Raw genomic sequence first — 19,092 nt, 5'->3', positions numbered from 1 at the left:
CAGTTATAATACCAATCCCAAACTAATTTAATTCATATTTATTAGTAAATTCGCCACATATTATTAAAATAACTATGACATCAGCAAACTTTAAAAAATGGAACATCATCTTAGGATGGGCAACATTTGTAATTGCTTTAATTACATACTATCTTACATTAGAACCTACCGTGAGTGCCTGGGATTGTGGAGAGTACATTTCTACATCCGTTAAATTAGAAGTTGGGCATCCACCAGGAGCACCTTTATTTCAAATGTTAGGTGCATTTTTTGCCATGTTTACTACAGACATTACGCACATTGCTAAAATGGTAAACTTTATGTCTGCATTGGCAAGTGCGTTCACAATTCTATTTATGTTTTGGACCATTTCTAATTTAGCTTTGAAGCTTGCTTTAAAAACAAGTGAAATTTCTGAAGGAAAATACATTGCAATTTTAGGAAGTTCTGTTGTAGGTGCTTTAGCGTATACTTTTTCAGACAGTTTCTGGTTTAGTGCGGTAGAAGGAGAAGTGTATGCAATGTCATCTTTTTTAATGGCTTTATTATTTTGGTTAGGTTTAAAGTGGGAAAGCGAATTACATACAGCTAGAGGTAACAAGTGGTTAATACTAATCAGTTTTGTGGTAGGCTTATCGTTTGGTGTTCACATCCTTTCGTTATTGGTAATTCCGGCAATTGTAATGTTATATTTCTTTAAGACTTATAAAACCATCAATATAAAAACAACTGCAATTGCAACTATTATTTCTGTACTTGCATTGATGTTTGTATTTAAGTTCTTATTTCCGTTTACTTTAAAATTCTTTAGTGCTTCAGAGTTATTTTTTATCAACTCTATAGGAATGCCTTATAATTCTGGAAGTATTATTGCTGCAATTATTTTGGTTGTGTTATTTTACTTAGGTTTAAACTACACACGTAAGAAAAATAAAATTCACACAAATACCTTAATCCTTTCTGTATTGTTTATTATGATTGGTTTCTCTTCTTGGATGATGTTACCAATTAGAGCAAACGCAAACACCACAATTAACGAGAACAACCCTTCTAGTGCGCGTGAGTTATTAGCGTATTATGATCGTGAACAATATGGAGATGCTAATGTTTTTTATGACACGTATTATTCTAATAATTACGATAGAGAACAAGATGCTAAAAACCCTTATAAGGATGACAAACCTAAGTATGAAAAAATAAATGGTAGATACGAGATTGTAAATAACTACAAAGGTGTTGTACCTAATTGGTCTGATAAACACAAAGGTTTTATACCAAGAATGGTAAATCCTGCATCAGAAAAAATGTACAAATCTATTGCTGGTATTCCACAAAATAGTAAACGTAGACCTACATTTGCAGAGAACGTAAAGTTTATGATGAGCTATCAGTTTGGCTACATGTACGGACGCTATTTTATGTGGAATTTTGTTGGAAGGCAAAATGACATACAAGGAAACTTAGATATTTTTAATGGAAACTGGATTAGCGGAATTAATGCGTTAGATGAAATGAGATTAGGTTCTCAAAAGAATTTACCTTCTCAGGTTTTAGAAAATAAAGGAAGAAACAAATACTACTTTTTACCTTTAATCTTAGGGATTATTGGCTTATTGTATCAAATTAAATGGGATAAAGAAAACTTCTTTACGCTCTTCTTATTCTTTGCTTTTACAGGATTTGCCATTATTTTCTATACAAACCCAAAGCCTTTTGAGCCTAGAGAAAGAGATTATGCCGTGGTAGGAAGTTTTTACATTTTTGCGATCTGGATTGGTTTTGGTGTACTTGCACTCTATGAATACTTAAAGAATTTTGGCAATAAGAAAACAATAGCCATAGCGGTTTCTTTGGTTTCTCTATTAGCAGTACCTACTTTAATGGCTTCTCAAAATTGGGATGATCACGATCGTTCTAACAGATACACAACGCACTTAAACGCGAAGGCATATTTACAAAGTTGTGATGAAAACGCTATTATGTTTACCATTGGAGACAATGACACGTTCCCACTTTGGTACATGCAAGAGGTGGAAGATTTTAGAACTGATGTAAAACTAGTAAACACGTCGTTATTTGCTACAGATTGGTACATAGACCAAATGAAGCGAGCTACCTATAAGGCTGCACCTATTCCGTCTCAATTAGAACACGATCAATACAAATACGGAACTTTAGATGTTGCTTATTCTATGGATCATCCACGTTTTAAAGACTCTGTAATGACTATTAAAAACTTTATGCGTTGGATTGCTTCTGATAGTGATGCAACTTATGTAGAAACAGAAAATGGTCAAAAAGAAAAGTTTTATCCGACTAATAAAATTAGACTTCCTGTTAATAAAGAAGCGGTCTTAAAAAGCGGAATTGTAGCACAAAAAGATGCTGATAAAATAGTGCCTTATATCGATATTACTATTGATGATAGAGCTTTATTTAAGAATAGAATTTTAATGTTAGATATTCTTGCCAATAACAATTGGGAAAGACCAATTTACTTTACTGGTGGCGCAAATGCTCCAGAAGAATACCTTTGGTTAAAAGACTACCTACAATTAGATGGTTTGGCTTATAAATTAGTTCCTATTAAAACTCCTATGGCAAATAAGAGCTTGTTTGATATGGGAAGAATTGATACCGAAAAAATGTACACCAACGTTCAGAAATGGGATTGGAGAAACATTAACGACGGAAAAATTTATTTAGACGAACAAACCAAAAGAAATTCAATTTCTATGCGTAATAGCTTATTGCGTTTATCTGAAGCTTTCGCAAATGAAGGAGACACAGCAAAAGCATTAGAAATTTTAGATTTATCATTAGATAAAATGCCTATTAAAGACTTTGATCATTATAGTTTATCTATGGGATACCCAGAAGCTTATTACGGTCTAAAAGACAGTAAAAAAGCAAGAGAAACAGCTAGAACATTGATAGATCTTTTTAAAGAAAAATTAATCTGGTTAAGCACTTTTTCTATGGATGATACAGAGTTAATTTTTGACGACATCGATACAACCCTGTATATGTACAGAAACATTATTTCTCAAACAGAAGCAGGCGAAGTTGATAAAGAATATTTAGATGACTTACAAAACGAATTCATTTCTATCGTAAAGCTATTTGATCATCTAATGCCAGATGAAGAATAATATTTTATAAATGAAAAATTATTTCCCCAGAACGCCACGTTTTATGATGAGATTCTTCTCAAAATATACGTGGCGTTTTAATTCTGATAAAAAAGAGATTTTTCTCACTTTTGATGATGGACCAACGCCAGATATTACTCAATTTGTTTTAACCGAATTAAAGAAATACAACGCAAAAGCCACCTTTTTTTGTATTGGCAAAAACATACAAAATCACCCAAAAATCTTTCAAAATATTATTACTGATGGTCATAGTATTGGGAACCATACCCAAAACCATTTAAAAGGCTGGAAAACGGATCAAACCACATACGTAAACAATGCTTTAGCGTGTGAAGATGTTATTTATAAAGAATTTAAAAAAGCAGCAAACTCAAACCTTAATACTCAAAACTTAAAACTCTTTAGACCTCCTTACGGAAAAGTAAAAAAGTCTCAAGCAAAAAAATTGATTGAAAAAGGGTACAAAATTATTATGTGGAGTGTTTTATCCGCAGATTTTGACACGACTATTTCTAATGAAAAGTGCTTAGAGAATGTTTTAAAAAATACTGAAAGCGGTAGTATTATCGTTTTTCATGATAGCGTAAAAGCTGCCGAAAGAATGAAATATGCATTACCAAAAGTATTAAAGCATTTTTCTGATAAAGGATTTGTATTTAAGTCAATATAAAAGTTACAGAGTATCATTCCTATTTTTTTTAAGGGTTGACAAACCTTATAATACCCTTCTTTTGTATTTCATACACGTCTCATCTGGTATACGTTTTATAAAAAAATAGGCTTGTAATTAAAAAAGGCATAACTTTTGTAATTCAAAAAAGTGATTCTAAAAGCAAACATCATGAAAAATGCATTCTATAGTATAATTTTATTGATGATTGTTAGTTGTGGTCATAAAACAAACAAAAAAAATCACTCTATAATTGGAATGGAATCTGCTTCCCGAAACTTTAAAGACATATCGCTACTTAAAGCGTATGTAAAAGTTACTGATACCAGTATTTATGAAAATAAAAGAGAAGACAAGTATGGAATTCTACATCTAAAAAACGAATCGACACATTTAGTTATATTTAAAGGCATTACTACCGATTCCGTTAAAAACCTTACTTATAAAATTTTAGATACTTTAAGTATTTCTAACTTAAAAAATACTGAATCTATAACCATAGGTTACTGCAATCTAAATACGGATAATAGTACAAATATTATTGCAATCATTGATAAAACAGATCGTTTAAAAATTAAGAATATTAAAAAAGTTTGGAGAGCAAATACAACTTCTCAAAAAATAGAAATTGAGAAAGATTTGAGTGGAATTAATTGCTTCAACGAATTTTTCACAGAGCAATAGATCTTTAAATTCTACAACCAAGTTCTAGCCCTGATTGAAACGGCATCCTTTTTGCTTTTTCTGCAAAAAGATATAGTGAAAAGCAGGAAATAGCTTCTAAAAAAATTAAAGATACTTTAGCACCAATGCTATTAAACTATTTGCATCTAGAAGACCTGTTTGACGCCATTTCATTTCGCCATTTTTATAAATCATAAAAGTGGGATTTCCATTTACTCGCAGTGCTTCTGCAAGCGCCTCATTTTTAGCAATATCAATTTTAATCACCTTGGCTTTATCACCTAAAACCGCAGCAACATCTCTTAACGTATGTACGGCATTATCTACCTCGTTCCAATCTTTATAAAAGTCAATTAAAACAGGCTTTTCTGCACTTATTAAATCACCAAACTTTGCCATAGTATAGATTTCTTAAGGGGGAAAAACATATAAATAGTTACTAGTAATTTAACAAATATATTAAAAAGTAATTAAATGGTCTGACTGTCAAGCTTTTTTAAGTTCTATGACCGTAATTTCTGGCCAAACACCTACTCTACCAGGAAATGCATGATACCCAAACCCCCTATTTACATTAATATATCTCCCGTATTCCTCATACAAACCTGCCCATTGTTTGTACACGTATTTAGACGGACTCCATTTGATCCAACCCGGAATTTCGATTCCGATTTGCAAACCATGTGTATGCCCACTTAATGTAAGCTGATAATTAAAAGGATCTTCTTTTACCTTGTACTCCCAATGACTTGGATCGTGGCTCATTAAGATTTTAAAATCTTCTTTTTTGATGTTGGCAGAAGCTTTTGCTAAATCGCCCGCTTGGTTAAATCCTTTTCCCCAATTCTCTACACCTACTAAAGCAATTTTTTGTCCGTCTTTTTCTAAATAACGATGTTCATCTAACAATAAATCGAATCCTATTTTCTTGTGAATATCTTTTACTTTTTGAAAATTATCTATTTTGTCTTGCGGTTTCTCCCAATCCATATAATCGCCATAATCATGGTTTCCTAAAATGGAATACTTGCCTTCTTTTGCTTCTAACTTATCAAAAACATCCATCCAATCATCCATTTCATCTGCTTTATTATTTACAATATCACCTGTAAACAACATGATATCCGATTTTTGTTGATTAATTAAATCGACTCCGTATTGAATTTTTTCTTTATTGGTAAAACTCCCCGAATGAATATCAGAAATTTGAGTAATGGTAAAACCATCAAAAGCATCTGGCAAATCTTTAAAACTTAACTGATATTTTAAAACTTTGTAATTGTATTTACCTTGAATAATTCCGTAAATAAAAGCGGCAAAAGGTATTGCTGCTAATCCTAAAGCTATTTGAGAAATAAATTTTCTTCTACCAACTAAAGATTTTGTTTCTCCGCTTGAAATTGCAGAAAATAATTTTAAAACCCAACGATAGGCATCTTCTCCGAAAAGCAAGATGATAATAACCAGTTTAGGGATAGAAATGGTTAATAACAACCCTACTCCCATTTGAAAATGAGCTGTTTGTCCCTCTGTTCTAGAATAGGTTATTATATTGATAAAAAAATTAATGTATACTGCAATACTGACTAATAGAAAGGAATAACGAACTATTTTACTTTTAGAGACTGTTTTAAAAGCCTGAAAAGTATAAATTTCTACAAGAGTGATAACAATCGTTAATATAATTAAAGGAAAAACCCAACGTGGCATAGATAAATTTTAAAATGTTGGCAAAGATAACTGTTTAAATATCGATTGGATTTTAACGTCTTGTTAAAGTTTTGTACCTTTCTCGCATCTCAAAAAACACTATTTTTGAGGTCAAATTATCATCAATTTAAACCACAAAATCAATATAATGTCAGATCAAAAAAGAGTTTTTTTAGTGGATGCCTTTGCATTAATTTTTAGAGGATATTATGCTTTTATAAAAAACCCAAGAATTAATAGTAAAGGTCTAGATACCTCTGCAATTATGGGGTTTATGAACTCTCTTTTAGACGTTATAAAACGTGAAAGACCAGATCATTTGGCCGTTTGTTTTGATAAAGGCGGAAGTGTAGACAGGGTAGAGATGTTTGAGGCTTATAAAGCCAACCGAGATGAAACTCCCGAAGCTATTAAACTGGCAGTACCTTACATTCAAGAAATTTTAAAAGCCATGCACATTCCTATTATGGTAAAAGATGGTTTTGAGGCTGATGATGTAATTGGAACCCTTTCTAAACAAGCAGAAAAAGAAGGTTACAAAACCTATATGGTAACACCTGATAAGGATTTTGCTCAGTTAGTTTCTGAAAACATTTTTATGTACAAACCTCGTTTTGGTGGTGGTTATGATATTTGGGGAGTTGATGAAGTAAAAGAAAAGTTTGGCGTAGAAAACCCAGAGCAAGTAATTGATTTTCTTGGAATGATGGGAGATTCTGCAGATAATATCCCAGGTTTACCTGGTGTTGGAGAAAAAACCGCAAAGAAATTTTTAGCAGCTTATGGCTCTATGGAAAACCTATTGGCAAACACACATGAGCTAAAAGGGAAAATGAAGGAGAAAATAGAGGCAAATGGAGAATTAGGTTTGCTTTCTAAACAATTGGCAACAATTATGTTGGATGTTCCGGTAACTTTTAATGCGAAAGATTTTGAATTAGACCAACCAGATAAAGAAAAGGTAACGGAACTTTTTAATGAATTAGAATTTAGAAATTTATTAACCAATTTCTTACGAACTTTTGCTGTTGAAAATGCAGAAAGAGCTAACTCTGCAGAAAGCACAGTAGAAGAAATTGCTAAAGTTGTTGCAAAAAAAGCAGCACCAATACCTGAAGGTCAGTTTGATTTATTTGCGGCTCCTGGTAGTGGATCTGTTTCTGAAGAAGCAACTGCCTCTGGTTTTAAAACCATAAAAGATACGAGTCATTTTTACCAACATATTGATTCGCCTTTTGCTAGAAAATTATTACTTAAAAAGTTAATGGAACAAACTTCGGTTTGTTTTGATACAGAAACTACGGGTTTAAAAGCTTTGGAAGTAGAATTGATAGGAATTGCTTTTTCTTACGAAGTGGGTAAAGGATATTATGTTTCGTTCCCAGAAGATCAAGAAGAAACAAAAGCTATTTTAGAAGAATTTCGTCCGTTTTTTACATCCGATGCAATCGAGAAAATTGGGAATAATTTAAAATATGACATTAAAGTATTATCGAATTATGAGATGCCTGTAAAAGGGAAGTTATTTGATACGATGATTGCGCATTATTTGATCAATCCAGATATGCGTCATAATATGGATATGTTGGCAGAAACCTACTTAAATTATCAACCTGTTTCTATTGTAGATTTGATTGGTAAAAAAGGAAAAAATCAACTTTCTATGCGCGTTGTGCCAGTTGCAGAGCAAACAGAATATGCTGTAGAAGATGCAGATATTACGTTTCAACTGAAACAACTTTTTACAGGTGAATTAGAAAGTGGAAATGTTAGTACTCTTTTTAATGATATTGAATTGCCGTTGGTTTCGGTTTTAACAGCCATGGAAATTGAGGGAATTAACATTAACATCGATTTCTTAAAAGAATTATCTGTTGCCTTAACGGATGACATTAACAGACTTGAAAAAAATATTTACGAGCAAGCAGGAGAAGAATTTAATATTGCTTCACCAAAACAGTTAGGAATTGTTTTGTTCGAAAAAATGGAATTGGTTAAAAAACCTAAAAAGACAAAGACGGGTCAATATAAAACAGGAGAAGATATTTTATCATTCTTAGCAAAAGACCATAAAATTATTAGAGATATTCAAGAATATCGTCAGTATAAAAAATTACAAAGTACGTATGTAGATGCCTTGCCAAATGAAGTCAATCCGAAAACGGGAAGAATTCATACGGAATATATGCAAGCAGTTGCTGCTACAGGAAGATTGAGTTCTAACAATCCGAATTTACAAAATATCCCTATTAGAACAGAACGTGGTAAAGAAGTTAGAAAATCATTTATCCCTAGAGATGAAAATTATGTGCTGTTAGCGGCCGATTATTCTCAAATAGAATTGCGAATTATTGCAGCTTTAAGTGAAGAAGAAAACATGATGGAAGCTTTTAAAAACGGTGAAGATATTCATGCTTCTACCGCTGCAAAAGTTTTTAATGTTCCGTTAGAAGAAGTTACTCGCGAACAAAGAAGTAATGCTAAAACGGTTAATTTTGGAATTGTCTATGGAGTTTCTGCTTTTGGGTTGAGCAATCAAACAGACTTATCTAGAAGCGAAGCTAAAGAATTGATTGACACGTATTATGAAACCTATCCGAAGTTAAAAGCCTACATGTCTGCACAAGTAGATTTTGCAAGAGAACATGGTTATGTAGAAACAATTTTAAACAGACGTAGATACTTAAAAGATATCAATTCTAGAAACGCCATGGTTAGATCTGGTGCAGAAAGAAATGCTGTAAATGCTCCTATTCAGGGTTCTGCAGCAGACATTATAAAATTAGCCATGATTAATATTCATAACCGTTTTGAGAAAGAAGGTTTTAAATCTAAAATGCTTTTACAGGTACATGATGAATTGGTTTTTGACGCGCATAAAGACGAACTAGAAACTATAAGACCTATTATAAAGTACGAAATGGAAAATGCTTTTAAAATGAGTGTTCCTTTAGATGTTGAAGTTGGAATTGGAGAAAACTGGTTACAAGCACATTAAAAAAATAACAATGAAATACTTAAGACTTTTAATCATCATTTCTCTATTTGGTTCATGTTCTAAAAACATCTACCAAGTTTCTAAGAACACGTATCATAAAAAAGCAAAAAAACTAGGGAAATCTCTTGCTAAAATTGAGCAAGACACCATAGGAAACAGAACGACTAAAGTTATTGAATCTCAAAATTTTAATTTAAGGAAACCTAATTTAATCGTAATTCATCATACGGCTCAAGACAGCTGTCAACAAACCTACAAAACCTTTGCTTTAGAGCGCACACAAGTAAGCTCTCATTATGTAATTTGCGATGACGGAACCACTACACAAATGCTACATGACTTGGTAAGAGGTTGGCATGCAGGTAATGGTAGTTGGGGTAAAAATACAGACATAAATAGTGCTTCTATTGGTATTGAATTAGATAATAATGGAAAAGAACCTTTTTCTTATGCACAAATTAATAGTCTGATTTTCTTACTTAAAAAACTGACTACAAAATACAAAATACCAGCACAAAATATTGTGGGGCACTCAGACATTGCCCCTGGAAGAAAAACAGATCCGAGTGCATTATTTCCTTGGAAATCACTGTATGAAAGTGGGTTGGGAATTTGGTATGATGAAGAAGATTTAAAAACGGTAGTACTACCAGTAGACTTTAATAGCACTTTTGCTTTAAAATATATTGGTTATAAAACCGACAATATAAAAAATGCTATTTATGCTTTTAAACTTCATTTTAACTCAGAAGAGGTGTCTAATGAATTAACAGAAAAAGACAAAAAAATATTATTCCTATTAATGAATAAAATTTAAAAATATCATTCATCAATCTTTCTTTACCTATCATTTATGAAGAAAAATTGTAGAAAAACTTATTAAGACACAAAATGGAATTAGATTATATTGAAAATATAGATGGTCACGACCAGAACATTGTAAGACTTTACAACTTTAATAAAGAAGAAGCAATTCTATTTAGAGAACTAATAGTAAACACCATTATCAAAAAAAAACAAAAATTAGATTTAGCCACAGTAGATTTTATTACGCCTCGTAATTGCAATTTAATTTTTGGTTTATTTAAAACTGATGAAGGCATCTTAACCAAAGACAACGAAACTTTTTTCTGTATACTAACCCTAGAAGGTTTTACAAATATGGCAAGACTTTTAGAGCCTTTTTGTAAAAAAGAATCTAAAGGGTATGAGTATTTATATGAAATCGATAACCCTACAGATTTATTATTTTGTCCAACGGCAAGCTTTGATGATGAGGAGGATGACTTTTATAATGATTTATTAAATTAAGTTTGAGATCATTTTTTTATAGTCCAAAAGAGATAAACTTATACTTTCAAACTCTTTAATGATTTTAGTCTTATTTTTAAGAATAAATATAGTAAAGTAATATTCATAACTTTTTTTACTTGTACCAACCTTCTCTGAAAATTCATCAGCACCAATAAAAGCATACCCATCTAACTGGTCTATTTCTCTTGGAGAAAAAAAAGCAACAATAGAATTAAAACCTTTAACACTTCTCATGTCATCTTCATCCAAACTTCTATTTATTCTATCTTCTTTTAAATGTATAAGGTTACTATTTACAGCGTTTTTAAATTCATTATTTTCTGTAACTTTCTTACCAATTGCAGTTGTATAATTAATTCTTTTATAAGTTAAATCAAATAGAAGTTTGAAATTTTCAGGTTCAAATTCTTTTAAAATTAAGAGATATAAAGTTAAATATGTTTCAAACAAAGTTCCTTTTTCATTATTAATAATATTAGGAATCAAATAATCATCGAAGTCAACATTTGACTGCATCATTTTAATGATCAAATATTTATTTAAAATTTTCTTTATTCTTCTTGGGTTTTTAAAATGAAGGTCGTCAAAAAATGCACTAATTAAATCTCCTAACTTTTCGTCTCCAAACATTTCATCTTCACCAAAATATTGATGTACTAATTTTGAAGTATCAACGCTTTCTGGCATCGAAAAAGAAATGTCAAAAACTTTTTCTAGATATTCATTTGCTTTAACAATCTCACCATACTTTGTTTTAACTGCTTCTCTAATTGCCTTTTTATCAATACCACATAGAAAAATCGTTTTCTTTCCGTATGTAAAAAAAAGCTTCATTGCAGATAGTAGATTCAGGATGTTTTCTGGTTCACACCTATCTAAATCATCAATAAAAACAATATTATAGTCAGGAGACTTATCTCCTTCAGTAATTTTATTCTCCCAATTAATAAAGTCTGATTTAAACTTTTCTTTCAATTCTAAAAAAGAAATTTTATCTACTTCTTCTATAATTTTTTCTGCATTGATATTTACAATTGGAGTTTTAAAAGTTACCGATTTCGCAAAACCTTCTAACAGTTTATTTGCATTTTTTATAAATCCATCAGTAATTGAACCTGTATTTTTTGTTAATGTTTCTAATAAAGAAAGGGACAAATTCTCATCACTTTCAAACTCCCACGATTCAAAGAAAAAAGTATTAAAAGAACCTTTCAACTCCCTTTCTAAATATTTCATTAAAGTACTTTTCCCACTTCCCCATTCACCATAAATAGAAAATATTTTTATCTCAGAAAATTCATCTTTATTGTTTAAAAAGAAAGATTTTAGAAGTGTTCCTTTTTCAATAATTCCTATATAATCATTTTTAGTAGTTAAATTTTCAATTGGTAAATTAGGTAGCAACTTTGACATTTTCTTTTTTAGTAAAAGTACTAAAAATAGGGGTTAGATATAACAAACCTTTCTCTTAACTTAATTATAGCTCACCTAGAAAAAATAGAAAATCAAATTAAATCATTTTGTAAAAAAAATCTAAAGAATATGAAATCGATAACCTTACAGATTTATTATTTTGTCCAACGACAAGTTTTGATGAAGCGAAAATGATTAATTAAATTACTGTTTTTATTCAGACTTCTTTTCTAAGAGGAAATTCAGTTTACTTATAATTGATTGAAAATAAATAAGTTAATACTATTTTTTTCATTATATTTAAAGTGCTATAAAACTGAAAATATCTTGAAAAGACTACCAACCATTTATCTAGAACAAAAAAATCACAGAAAAGAGGATCAGCTTTTATTAAAATTTACTTTTAATAATAAACTCGTTGCCCTTGTAAAATCTGTAAAAGATACCTATTGGAGTAGCACATTAGTTGCCTGGTATTTAAAAGACACGCCAGAAAACTTAAATACAATTACCACTCTTTTTAAAAACATAACAACGGTTGATACCTCTAAATTAAGTAAAAAAATACTTTTTAAAAGAAACTTAACGGATGATCAGAAAAAACTACTGAATAACTTTTATCTTTTTTTAAAAGGAAAAAGATACAGTAAAAGCACAATACAGACGTATACTTTTTTTGTTGCCGATTTTATAAACTTCCACACAAAAACACCTTTAGAAGAACTTACCAATAGAAGTGTTGAACTGTTTATTGAAAAAGTTTTTATAGAACGAGATTATTCAATTAGCTCTCAGAGACAATTTATAAGTGCTTTAAAGATTTTTATTATATTTTCTCCACAAACAAAAATTAATGATTTAGTATTAGAAAGACCAAAGAAATCTAGAAAATTGCCCAGTGTATTATCACAAGAAGAAGTTTTAGAAATTATAAGATGCACACAAAACTTAAAACATAGAGCAATTTTAGCATTAATTTACTCTTGTGGATTACGAATTAGTGAACTTACAAATTTAAAATTGGTAGATTTTCATATTGAAAGAAAACAGTTGATTGTAAAAAATGGCAAAGGTAGAAAAGACCGATATGTTAGTTTAGCTGATAGTTTTTTGCCTCTATTATCTAACTATTACTATTCTTACAAACCAAAGATTTATTTTGTAGAAGGACATAATGGAGGAAAATACAGCACAGAAAGTGTTAGACAATTTTTAAGAAAAAGCTGTACTAGAGCTAATATTAAAAAGACAGTTACACCACACACTTTAAGACATAGTTATGCTACACACTTATTAGAAAACGGTGTTGACATTAGATACATTCAATCTTTATTAGGACATGCAAAACCAGAAACTACCATGATTTATACGCATGTAAGAAGAAAAGATTTAATGGAGATTATAAACCCATTAGACATTGCTTTACAGAAGTTAAATAAGGTAGACAAAGACACTAAAAATGTATTATTATCTAGAGATATTTAGCTAAACAAGCTAACGTAATACACATTAACAAACTAAAGATTTCAATTATGAAAAAAAAATAAAACTGTTACTTCTGAGTATCGGACTTATTTTTATTGTAGGATGTATAACTGACAACAAGTTAGATAGTGAACCTTATTATCAATTCAACACTGAGGATGAACAATTATTAATTAAATACAATTTTGTCCCGAACCAAATAATTGTTTATGAAAATCATTTTAATGAACAGCTAAATTTTAAAGTAATATCTAATGTTAGGACAAAACTTAAAAATTATTCCAAAGGGACATTTTCTGGAGGTGGTGGAATTTCACAAAATTACTATAATAGTGACATCATACGAATGGAAATTAATATATCCTGAATAATGCCAGTTACAAACATCATGTGAAAAAAAATTGCTTAACACTTGAAAAATAACTACAACCAACACCAAATAAATTTTATTATTGGTTTTAATTTATTCGGAAAATTCCTACGGTATTTAGTACTTCATATTTTGTCTACTAAATTCACTATTTAATCACGAAATTATTGATACATAAACATGTAGAAACATTGAACCCAAATTCGGAAAACAAAAAATAATCAGGAAAAATTATAACTTTTGCATATTATTTTCTTCAAATAGTAAAACCAATGATATGAATATAAAAACAGACTTTAACAAATACTATTTTGAAATTAATGAAAATGGTAAGACTATTTGCAAATTAACATCTGATTCAAACGCTATTGGAAAAATAAATTATTTAGGAGATTCTATTGAGTTTAAAACAAAAGATAAGTGGTGGGAAAAATTTCAATATTCTATAATTAAAAATTCAGAAACGATTGGCTCAATCAATTTTAATTGGCTTCTCGATAGTATAATTACGATTAATCAAAAAGGACTTGAAAAAAAATACATCTTAAAGATAAATAGCTTTAAACAGGAATTTAACTTATACGATGATAATAAAATTCATTTACTAAAGTATAAAAAGACTAAAGGCAATTTTTCAGTTTTTGAAATAAGTTGTGAAATCATAAAACAACCAGAAGAATTGATTGATTTAAATGAATTAATTATATACACATACTATCCAGCATTTTTAATTATGCACGGAACATTAATTAATCAATTAAATGGTGGAGGATAAAAAATCTACGGTGAAATAAAAATTACTGTACGGAAACACAACAACCTTAGGTACAAGTTAAAACACAGTTATCTTACAAAAAAAATTGCAGAATAAAAATTTAAAATTACATTTGCAATAGAGAATGAAAAAATTGAACAACATATTACGCCTTCCTTATTTCAGTACTTATTATTACAAAATAATATCTGCTCGGAATGGCTATGTATATACTTCAAATAATATCTGATACTTATAAATTATAACATAACTAAAAAGCCCGAGCATTTGCTCGGGCTTTTTTTATTTAAAAAATATGGAAACAATAAATAGATTAAAAGAAAACGTAGAAATTATTCTTCCAAAAAATGGGTTGGAAGAAAAGTTAGAACAAGCTAAAAATCAGAAACGAAAACTAATTATTAAACTTGGCTTTGACCCAACTGCCCCAGATTTACACTTGGGACACGCCGTTGTATTGAAAAAACTCAAAGAATTTCAAGATTTAGGACATCAAGTCATCATCTTAGTTGGAGATTTTACTGCTAGAATTGGTGATCCTACAGGAAAAAACAAAAGTAGAAAGCCATTATCAGTAAAAGAAGTTCAGCATAACGCAGAAACATACATAAATCAATTATCTAAAATTATAGACATAGATAAAGTTAAAATTGTATTTAATTCTGAATGGTTAGATAAACTATCATTCACAGAAGTAATTCAGATATTATCAAAAGTCACAGTTGCCCAACTTATGCATAGAAATGACTTTAACAAACGGTTTACAGAAAATACACCTATTGCAATGCACGAGTTGGTATACCCAATTCTTCAAGCATTTGACTCTGTAGAAATTAAAGCAGATATTGAAATGGGAGGAACTGATCAACTTTTTAATTGTACAATGGGACGAAAATTACAAGAAACTTTTAAAATGAATCCACAAATTGTAATGTGTATGCCTTTATTAAAAGGACTTGATGGAAAAGAAAAAATGAGTAAATCCCTAAACAACATTATAGGATTAACAGATGATGCCAAAGATATGTTTGGGAAAACAATGTCCATCCCTGATAGTTTGATTGAAGAGTTTTTACACTTAACAACCGATTTCTCTTTTAACGAAAAACAAACTATTAAAAACAGATTAACAAATGGTGAAAACCCAATGGAAATAAAAAAAATAATTGCTAAAAATATTATTACACAATACCATAATAGTAAACTAGCACAAGATGCAGAAGACTACTTTGTAAAGCAATTTCAAAATAAAAAAATTGAAAATAAAGAGTTTGAACCTGTAATAATGAATACTATACAACACGTAAACCAGACTATTAAGTTGATAGATTTATGTGTTCAATTAAAAAAAGGATTATCAAAATCTGCTATACGAAGATTAATTGAAAGTGGAGCGGTTCAAATTGACTTAAAAAAAAGCAAAGAAATTCATAACGAAATTATAATACGACCAGGTATGAAAATAAAGATAGGCAAAAGAAACTTTTACGAATTAATAAAATAAAGTTGTTTAGGTATTATCGTTTATGAAAAACAATAAAACTAGTCCTTTACATAAACGTAACCAACTATTAAACAAAAACATAACATATCATTTATAAAATTCAGTCTATTTTCATCCACAGTAAAAAGCAACCAACAAAATAGATGTATTTAAAGGCATTGTATTCATAAAATTATATAATAAAATTAATATAAAACACCTTTAAAATGATAAAAAATAGACTGAATTTTGTAAATTAGTAGCTGTAAAAAACAGGTACGTTTTGTTGTATAGCGTGAATAATTCAAGACGAAGTGACAAAATAATGTTATGAAAAGAAAAATTGGAATCATTTACTGCTCTACAGACGGACAAACTAAAAAAATTTGCGAAAAGTTAAGTGCTGATTTCAAGAAGGAACAGATAAAAACAGAACTATTTTCAATTGAAAATTTTATTGGTCATGTATCTGAATTTCATACCCTAATAATTGGTGCTAGTATTAGATACGGAAAACATAACAAAAAGATTTATGACTTTATCTTAAAAAACAAAGAGCAACTTAAAGGAATAAAAACAGCCTTCTTCTCAGTTAATTTAGTAGCAAGAAAAGTAGATAAGAACACAACTGCTACAAACCCTTATCTAATTAAATTCATACAGGATACAAATTGGAATCCTGATTTCTTAGAAGTATTTGCTGGTAAATTAGATTATAAATCATACTCTATAATTGACAGCATTATGATTAAATTAATCATGAAATTAACAGATGGACCAACAAATTCTAAAGACCCCATAGAGTTTACCAATTGGGAAAAAGTAAACGATTTTGGAAAAAAAATAAGTGTGAGTTTTAAAAGTAATAAACCCACACCTATTCTTCACAAAATATAAATTTAACTATTTCAATAATTCGGGGTCGTTAAGAATTAATTCTATTTTTTTAATAATTACAGTTATTTGACTCATTTGTGCTTCTATATTTCTAAAATAAAGACTAATATCTCTATTTACCCAACTTTCAGAAATTACTCTAGCTCCTAAGCTAATTCTTAAAACAGCACTCTGTAAATCATCTTCAAACTTTACGTTTACTGCTTGCCCAATATGGCATTTTTGTGCTGCTAATCTTATAATTTCTAAAGAAGCTCCTTCAAACTTATTAGAGAGATCAGAATTTAAAAGCGTGTAGAGTTTTTTTACGTTATCAACAGATAATGCTACTTTATTTTTAAGAATGAAAAAAGGAAAAATAGTACGGATATTTCGTATTCCAAACTCCTCATTATTGTACGTTTTTACCTTAAGTTCATCACCATAAACAGGCTCTAAAAAAGAAGCTTCATTTATAGAGTCTTCAACAAAATTGCAAAACATCTCAATTCCCATATTTCTATATAAAATAGGAGTTTTATAATACCTATCCATTTCTACAATGGCAGCATTCCAACGCATATAAGAGCCATAATTAAATCCGTCAGACAAGTCTTTAGAACAAAACCATGATGTTGGCCAATCTGAATGATTAAAATATATATTCAACCCTTTTGGCAACTTCTTTTTAGCTGAAGTAATTTGTTGACTAACACTTTCCGGAAAAATTAATGCTCCAGAATACGGAGGTCCAGTAAAGTATTTACTTCCTGTAATACTAACAATATATCCCCTACTTAAATAATTCTGTATGTCTGTAGGATCTAACCTTAACTGCGCTGCATCTATAATTACTTGTAATGATACATCTTTAAGAGCATCTATTTCTTGCATCATTTTTACACTAGGAGATTGATAACCTAATTTAGAATGATCCATAACATGCAATACAATTTGCTTGCCTAATTTATGAGTTTCAGTAATGGCTGCAAATACTTCTGCATCTAATTCTTCTGTTGATTTTAAGGTTCCTTTTTCATCCCTAAACGGAATTTTAATAAGGTCAACATCCCTAAAACCTTCCATTTTATCTCCTTTTTTAACCGGATAATTTAAAGCAGTATTATTCTCAAAATGACACCCTTTTAATGCTGCAGGAACACCACTACCCGTTTCATCAGAAGCTACTAAAATATGTGTAATTTCTTTGTCGGTAACAATTTGACTAATAGCTGCAATTTGAAGTGACGAATCTGTTCCGGAAGGAGAAAAAATAATTTCGCAAGCATCATTTAAAGTAAAAATTTTTCTCAAATTACTTTTCAATAATTCAGAAAACTCAATGGCACTTTCTTTAAAACCATTTTTTAAACTATTTTTTATTAAAATGCTTCTAGCCTTGTCTGTTTTATCAAAAGCAAAATTAGAAACACTTGTAGCCGTAGAAGAAGCAAACGTAAAGGCTTCTGGTCTTGGAAATGGCCTGCATCCATATTTATTTAGCAAATCTATTTCATCAATATTTAACCTATGGTCACCACCATCCATCAATAAATATTCCGTAGGTTTTGCAAGGTTATCAACAATAGCTTTCCAAGATTTCTCAAATACTTTAGGTCCGGTATTTAACCCATGAAAAGCTTCTAATTCTTCATGTTTCAATAAAGATTCTGCATTTAAAGCAGTACTATCTTTTATCAAATTGATTAAAGAATGATCAACATTGTCTAACTTTTCTTTATCTTCTTTAGGTAATAATTTATAAAATATTCTAGTTACTTCTAAGGCAGCAATATTACATAAAGAAGTTTCTTTTTTTTCGCCCTCTAAAGCTTTATACCAAAGTTGCCACTCTATTCCGTATCTTAAGTAAACCAAAGCTAAAACAGGATTTCTTAAATACAAAGCACCAATTATAATCGATTTATTTGGTACAATTTTAAAAACATTAGGCACCGTATTAGAAGTAATAATGTTAATGTTATTTATTTTAGGCACTGTATTAAATCGCTTTAACACATGAACCAAGTAATTGATATTTTCTTTTTCAAACAAAGAAGTTCTTTTATATTGATCTTCTATAGCTATATTATTCGTCATAAGTAATTTTCTTTAAAATGCGCTTTTAGGCATATTTTTTTTAGATAAGAATATTGTAC

At 29.8% G+C, this 19,092-nt stretch carries 14 protein-coding genes; 10 read left to right on the top strand and 4 right to left on the bottom strand.

Translation table 11 applies throughout. From position 1 onward, the window contains the following. Nucleotides 1-74: 74 nt before the first annotated feature. The 3 genes from WG945_RS12150 to WG945_RS12140 all read left to right on the top strand — a co-directional run bounded on the left by WG945_RS12150 (nt 75) and on the right by WG945_RS12140 (nt 4,509). Nucleotides 75-3,152, top strand: a complete 3,078-nt coding sequence (locus WG945_RS12150; RefSeq protein ID WP_068449360.1) for a DUF2723 domain-containing protein — start codon at nt 75-77, stop codon at nt 3,150-3,152. A 10-nt stretch (nt 3,153-3,162) separates the two neighbouring features. After that, a complete protein-coding gene (locus WG945_RS12145) occupies nt 3,163-3,825 on the top strand; it encodes a polysaccharide deacetylase family protein (protein WP_197482073.1) in 663 nt (220 codons plus the stop codon). A 171-nt stretch (nt 3,826-3,996) separates the two neighbouring features. Beyond that, nucleotides 3,997-4,509 carry a hypothetical protein gene (locus WG945_RS12140; RefSeq protein WP_068449356.1) on the top strand — a complete coding sequence of 171 codons (513 nt, stop codon included), beginning with the start codon at nt 3,997-3,999 and terminating at the stop codon, nt 4,507-4,509. Between the two features lie 105 nt (nt 4,510-4,614). On the opposite strand, the gene WG945_RS12135 is transcribed toward WG945_RS12140, so the two are convergent. Further along, nucleotides 4,615-4,908 (bottom strand): thioredoxin family protein, encoded by a 294-nt coding sequence (locus tag WG945_RS12135; protein ID WP_068449354.1) that lies wholly within the window; start codon nt 4,906-4,908, stop codon nt 4,615-4,617. An 87-nt stretch (nt 4,909-4,995) separates the two neighbouring features. Continuing rightward, nucleotides 4,996-6,219 (bottom strand): metallophosphoesterase, encoded by a 1,224-nt coding sequence (locus WG945_RS12130; protein WP_068449352.1) that lies wholly within the window; start codon nt 6,217-6,219, stop codon nt 4,996-4,998. Nucleotides 6,220-6,367: 148 nt separating this feature from the next. Between WG945_RS12130 and polA the strand changes: the two genes are divergently transcribed. From polA to WG945_RS12115, 3 genes are all read left to right on the top strand, one after another. Beyond that, nucleotides 6,368-9,217: a DNA polymerase I gene (polA, locus tag WG945_RS12125; protein ID WP_068449350.1), complete on the top strand. Its 2,850-nt coding sequence runs from the start codon at nt 6,368-6,370 to the stop codon at nt 9,215-9,217. Nucleotides 9,218-9,227: 10 nt separating this feature from the next. Next, nucleotides 9,228-10,034: an N-acetylmuramoyl-L-alanine amidase gene (locus WG945_RS12120; RefSeq protein WP_068449398.1), complete on the top strand. Its 807-nt coding sequence runs from the start codon at nt 9,228-9,230 to the stop codon at nt 10,032-10,034. A 74-nt stretch (nt 10,035-10,108) separates the two neighbouring features. Continuing rightward, the gene (locus WG945_RS12115) at nt 10,109-10,528 is read left to right on the top strand and encodes a hypothetical protein (protein WP_068449348.1); all 420 of its coding nucleotides are present in this window, start codon (nt 10,109-10,111) and stop codon (nt 10,526-10,528) included. Here the strand turns inward: WG945_RS12115 and WG945_RS12110 are convergent. Next, nucleotides 10,520-11,944 (bottom strand): KAP family P-loop NTPase fold protein, encoded by a 1,425-nt coding sequence (locus tag WG945_RS12110; RefSeq protein ID WP_068449346.1) that lies wholly within the window; start codon nt 11,942-11,944, stop codon nt 10,520-10,522. The genes WG945_RS12115 and WG945_RS12110 overlap by 9 nt on opposite strands. Before the next feature lie 327 nt (nt 11,945-12,271). Between WG945_RS12110 and WG945_RS12105 the strand changes: the two genes are divergently transcribed. The 4 genes from WG945_RS12105 (at nt 12,272) to hemG (ending at nt 16,954) form a co-directional block, all read left to right on the top strand. After that, nucleotides 12,272-13,429: a tyrosine-type recombinase/integrase gene (locus WG945_RS12105; protein ID WP_068449344.1), complete on the top strand. Its 1,158-nt coding sequence runs from the start codon at nt 12,272-12,274 to the stop codon at nt 13,427-13,429. A 647-nt stretch (nt 13,430-14,076) separates the two neighbouring features. Continuing rightward, nucleotides 14,077-14,574 (top strand): hypothetical protein, encoded by a 498-nt coding sequence (locus WG945_RS12100; RefSeq protein ID WP_068449342.1) that lies wholly within the window; start codon nt 14,077-14,079, stop codon nt 14,572-14,574. 295 nt (nt 14,575-14,869) lie between these two features. After that, entirely contained in the window at nt 14,870-16,078 is a 1,209-nt protein-coding gene (gene tyrS, locus WG945_RS12095; RefSeq protein WP_068449340.1) for a tyrosine--tRNA ligase, read from the top strand. Nucleotides 16,079-16,387: 309 nt separating this feature from the next. Next, entirely contained in the window at nt 16,388-16,954 is a 567-nt protein-coding gene (hemG, locus tag WG945_RS12090; RefSeq protein WP_068449338.1) for a menaquinone-dependent protoporphyrinogen IX dehydrogenase, read from the top strand. 6 nt (nt 16,955-16,960) lie between these two features. Here hemG and WG945_RS12085 read toward each other — a convergent pair whose 3' ends face one another. Then, entirely contained in the window at nt 16,961-19,033 is a 2,073-nt protein-coding gene (locus WG945_RS12085) for a hypothetical protein (RefSeq protein ID WP_068449336.1), read from the bottom strand. Nucleotides 19,034-19,092 lie beyond the last annotated feature (59 nt).

It is taken from the genome of Polaribacter atrinae (assembly GCF_038023995.1).
Taxonomy (GTDB): Bacteria; Bacteroidota; Bacteroidia; order Flavobacteriales; family Flavobacteriaceae; genus Polaribacter; species Polaribacter atrinae.
This window is presented reverse-complemented; position numbering and strand designations above follow the sequence as displayed.

What these genes read in the sequence shown, in the direction of transcription:
- WG945_RS12150 (WP_068449360.1), top strand. Translation starts at nt 75, where the DNA reads ATGACATCAGCAAACTTTAAAAAATGGAACATCATCTTAGGATGGGCA.
- WG945_RS12145 (WP_197482073.1), top strand. Translation starts at nt 3,163, where the DNA reads ATGAAAAATTATTTCCCCAGAACGCCACGTTTTATGATGAGATTCTTC.
- WG945_RS12140 (WP_068449356.1), top strand. Translation starts at nt 3,997, where the DNA reads ATGAAAAATGCATTCTATAGTATAATTTTATTGATGATTGTTAGTTGT.
- WG945_RS12135 (WP_068449354.1), bottom strand. Translation starts at nt 4,908, where the DNA reads ATGGCAAAGTTTGGTGATTTAATAAGTGCAGAAAAGCCTGTTTTAATT.
- WG945_RS12130 (WP_068449352.1), bottom strand. Translation starts at nt 6,219, where the DNA reads ATGCCACGTTGGGTTTTTCCTTTAATTATATTAACGATTGTTATCACT.
- polA (WP_068449350.1), top strand. Translation starts at nt 6,368, where the DNA reads ATGTCAGATCAAAAAAGAGTTTTTTTAGTGGATGCCTTTGCATTAATT.
- WG945_RS12120 (WP_068449398.1), top strand. Translation starts at nt 9,228, where the DNA reads ATGAAATACTTAAGACTTTTAATCATCATTTCTCTATTTGGTTCATGT.
- WG945_RS12115 (WP_068449348.1), top strand. Translation starts at nt 10,109, where the DNA reads ATGGAATTAGATTATATTGAAAATATAGATGGTCACGACCAGAACATT.
- WG945_RS12110 (WP_068449346.1), bottom strand. Translation starts at nt 11,944, where the DNA reads ATGTCAAAGTTGCTACCTAATTTACCAATTGAAAATTTAACTACTAAA.
- WG945_RS12100 (WP_068449342.1), top strand. Translation starts at nt 14,077, where the DNA reads ATGAATATAAAAACAGACTTTAACAAATACTATTTTGAAATTAATGAA.
- tyrS (WP_068449340.1), top strand. Translation starts at nt 14,870, where the DNA reads ATGGAAACAATAAATAGATTAAAAGAAAACGTAGAAATTATTCTTCCA.
- hemG (WP_068449338.1), top strand. Translation starts at nt 16,388, where the DNA reads ATGAAAAGAAAAATTGGAATCATTTACTGCTCTACAGACGGACAAACT.
- WG945_RS12085 (WP_068449336.1), bottom strand. Translation starts at nt 19,033, where the DNA reads ATGACGAATAATATAGCTATAGAAGATCAATATAAAAGAACTTCTTTG.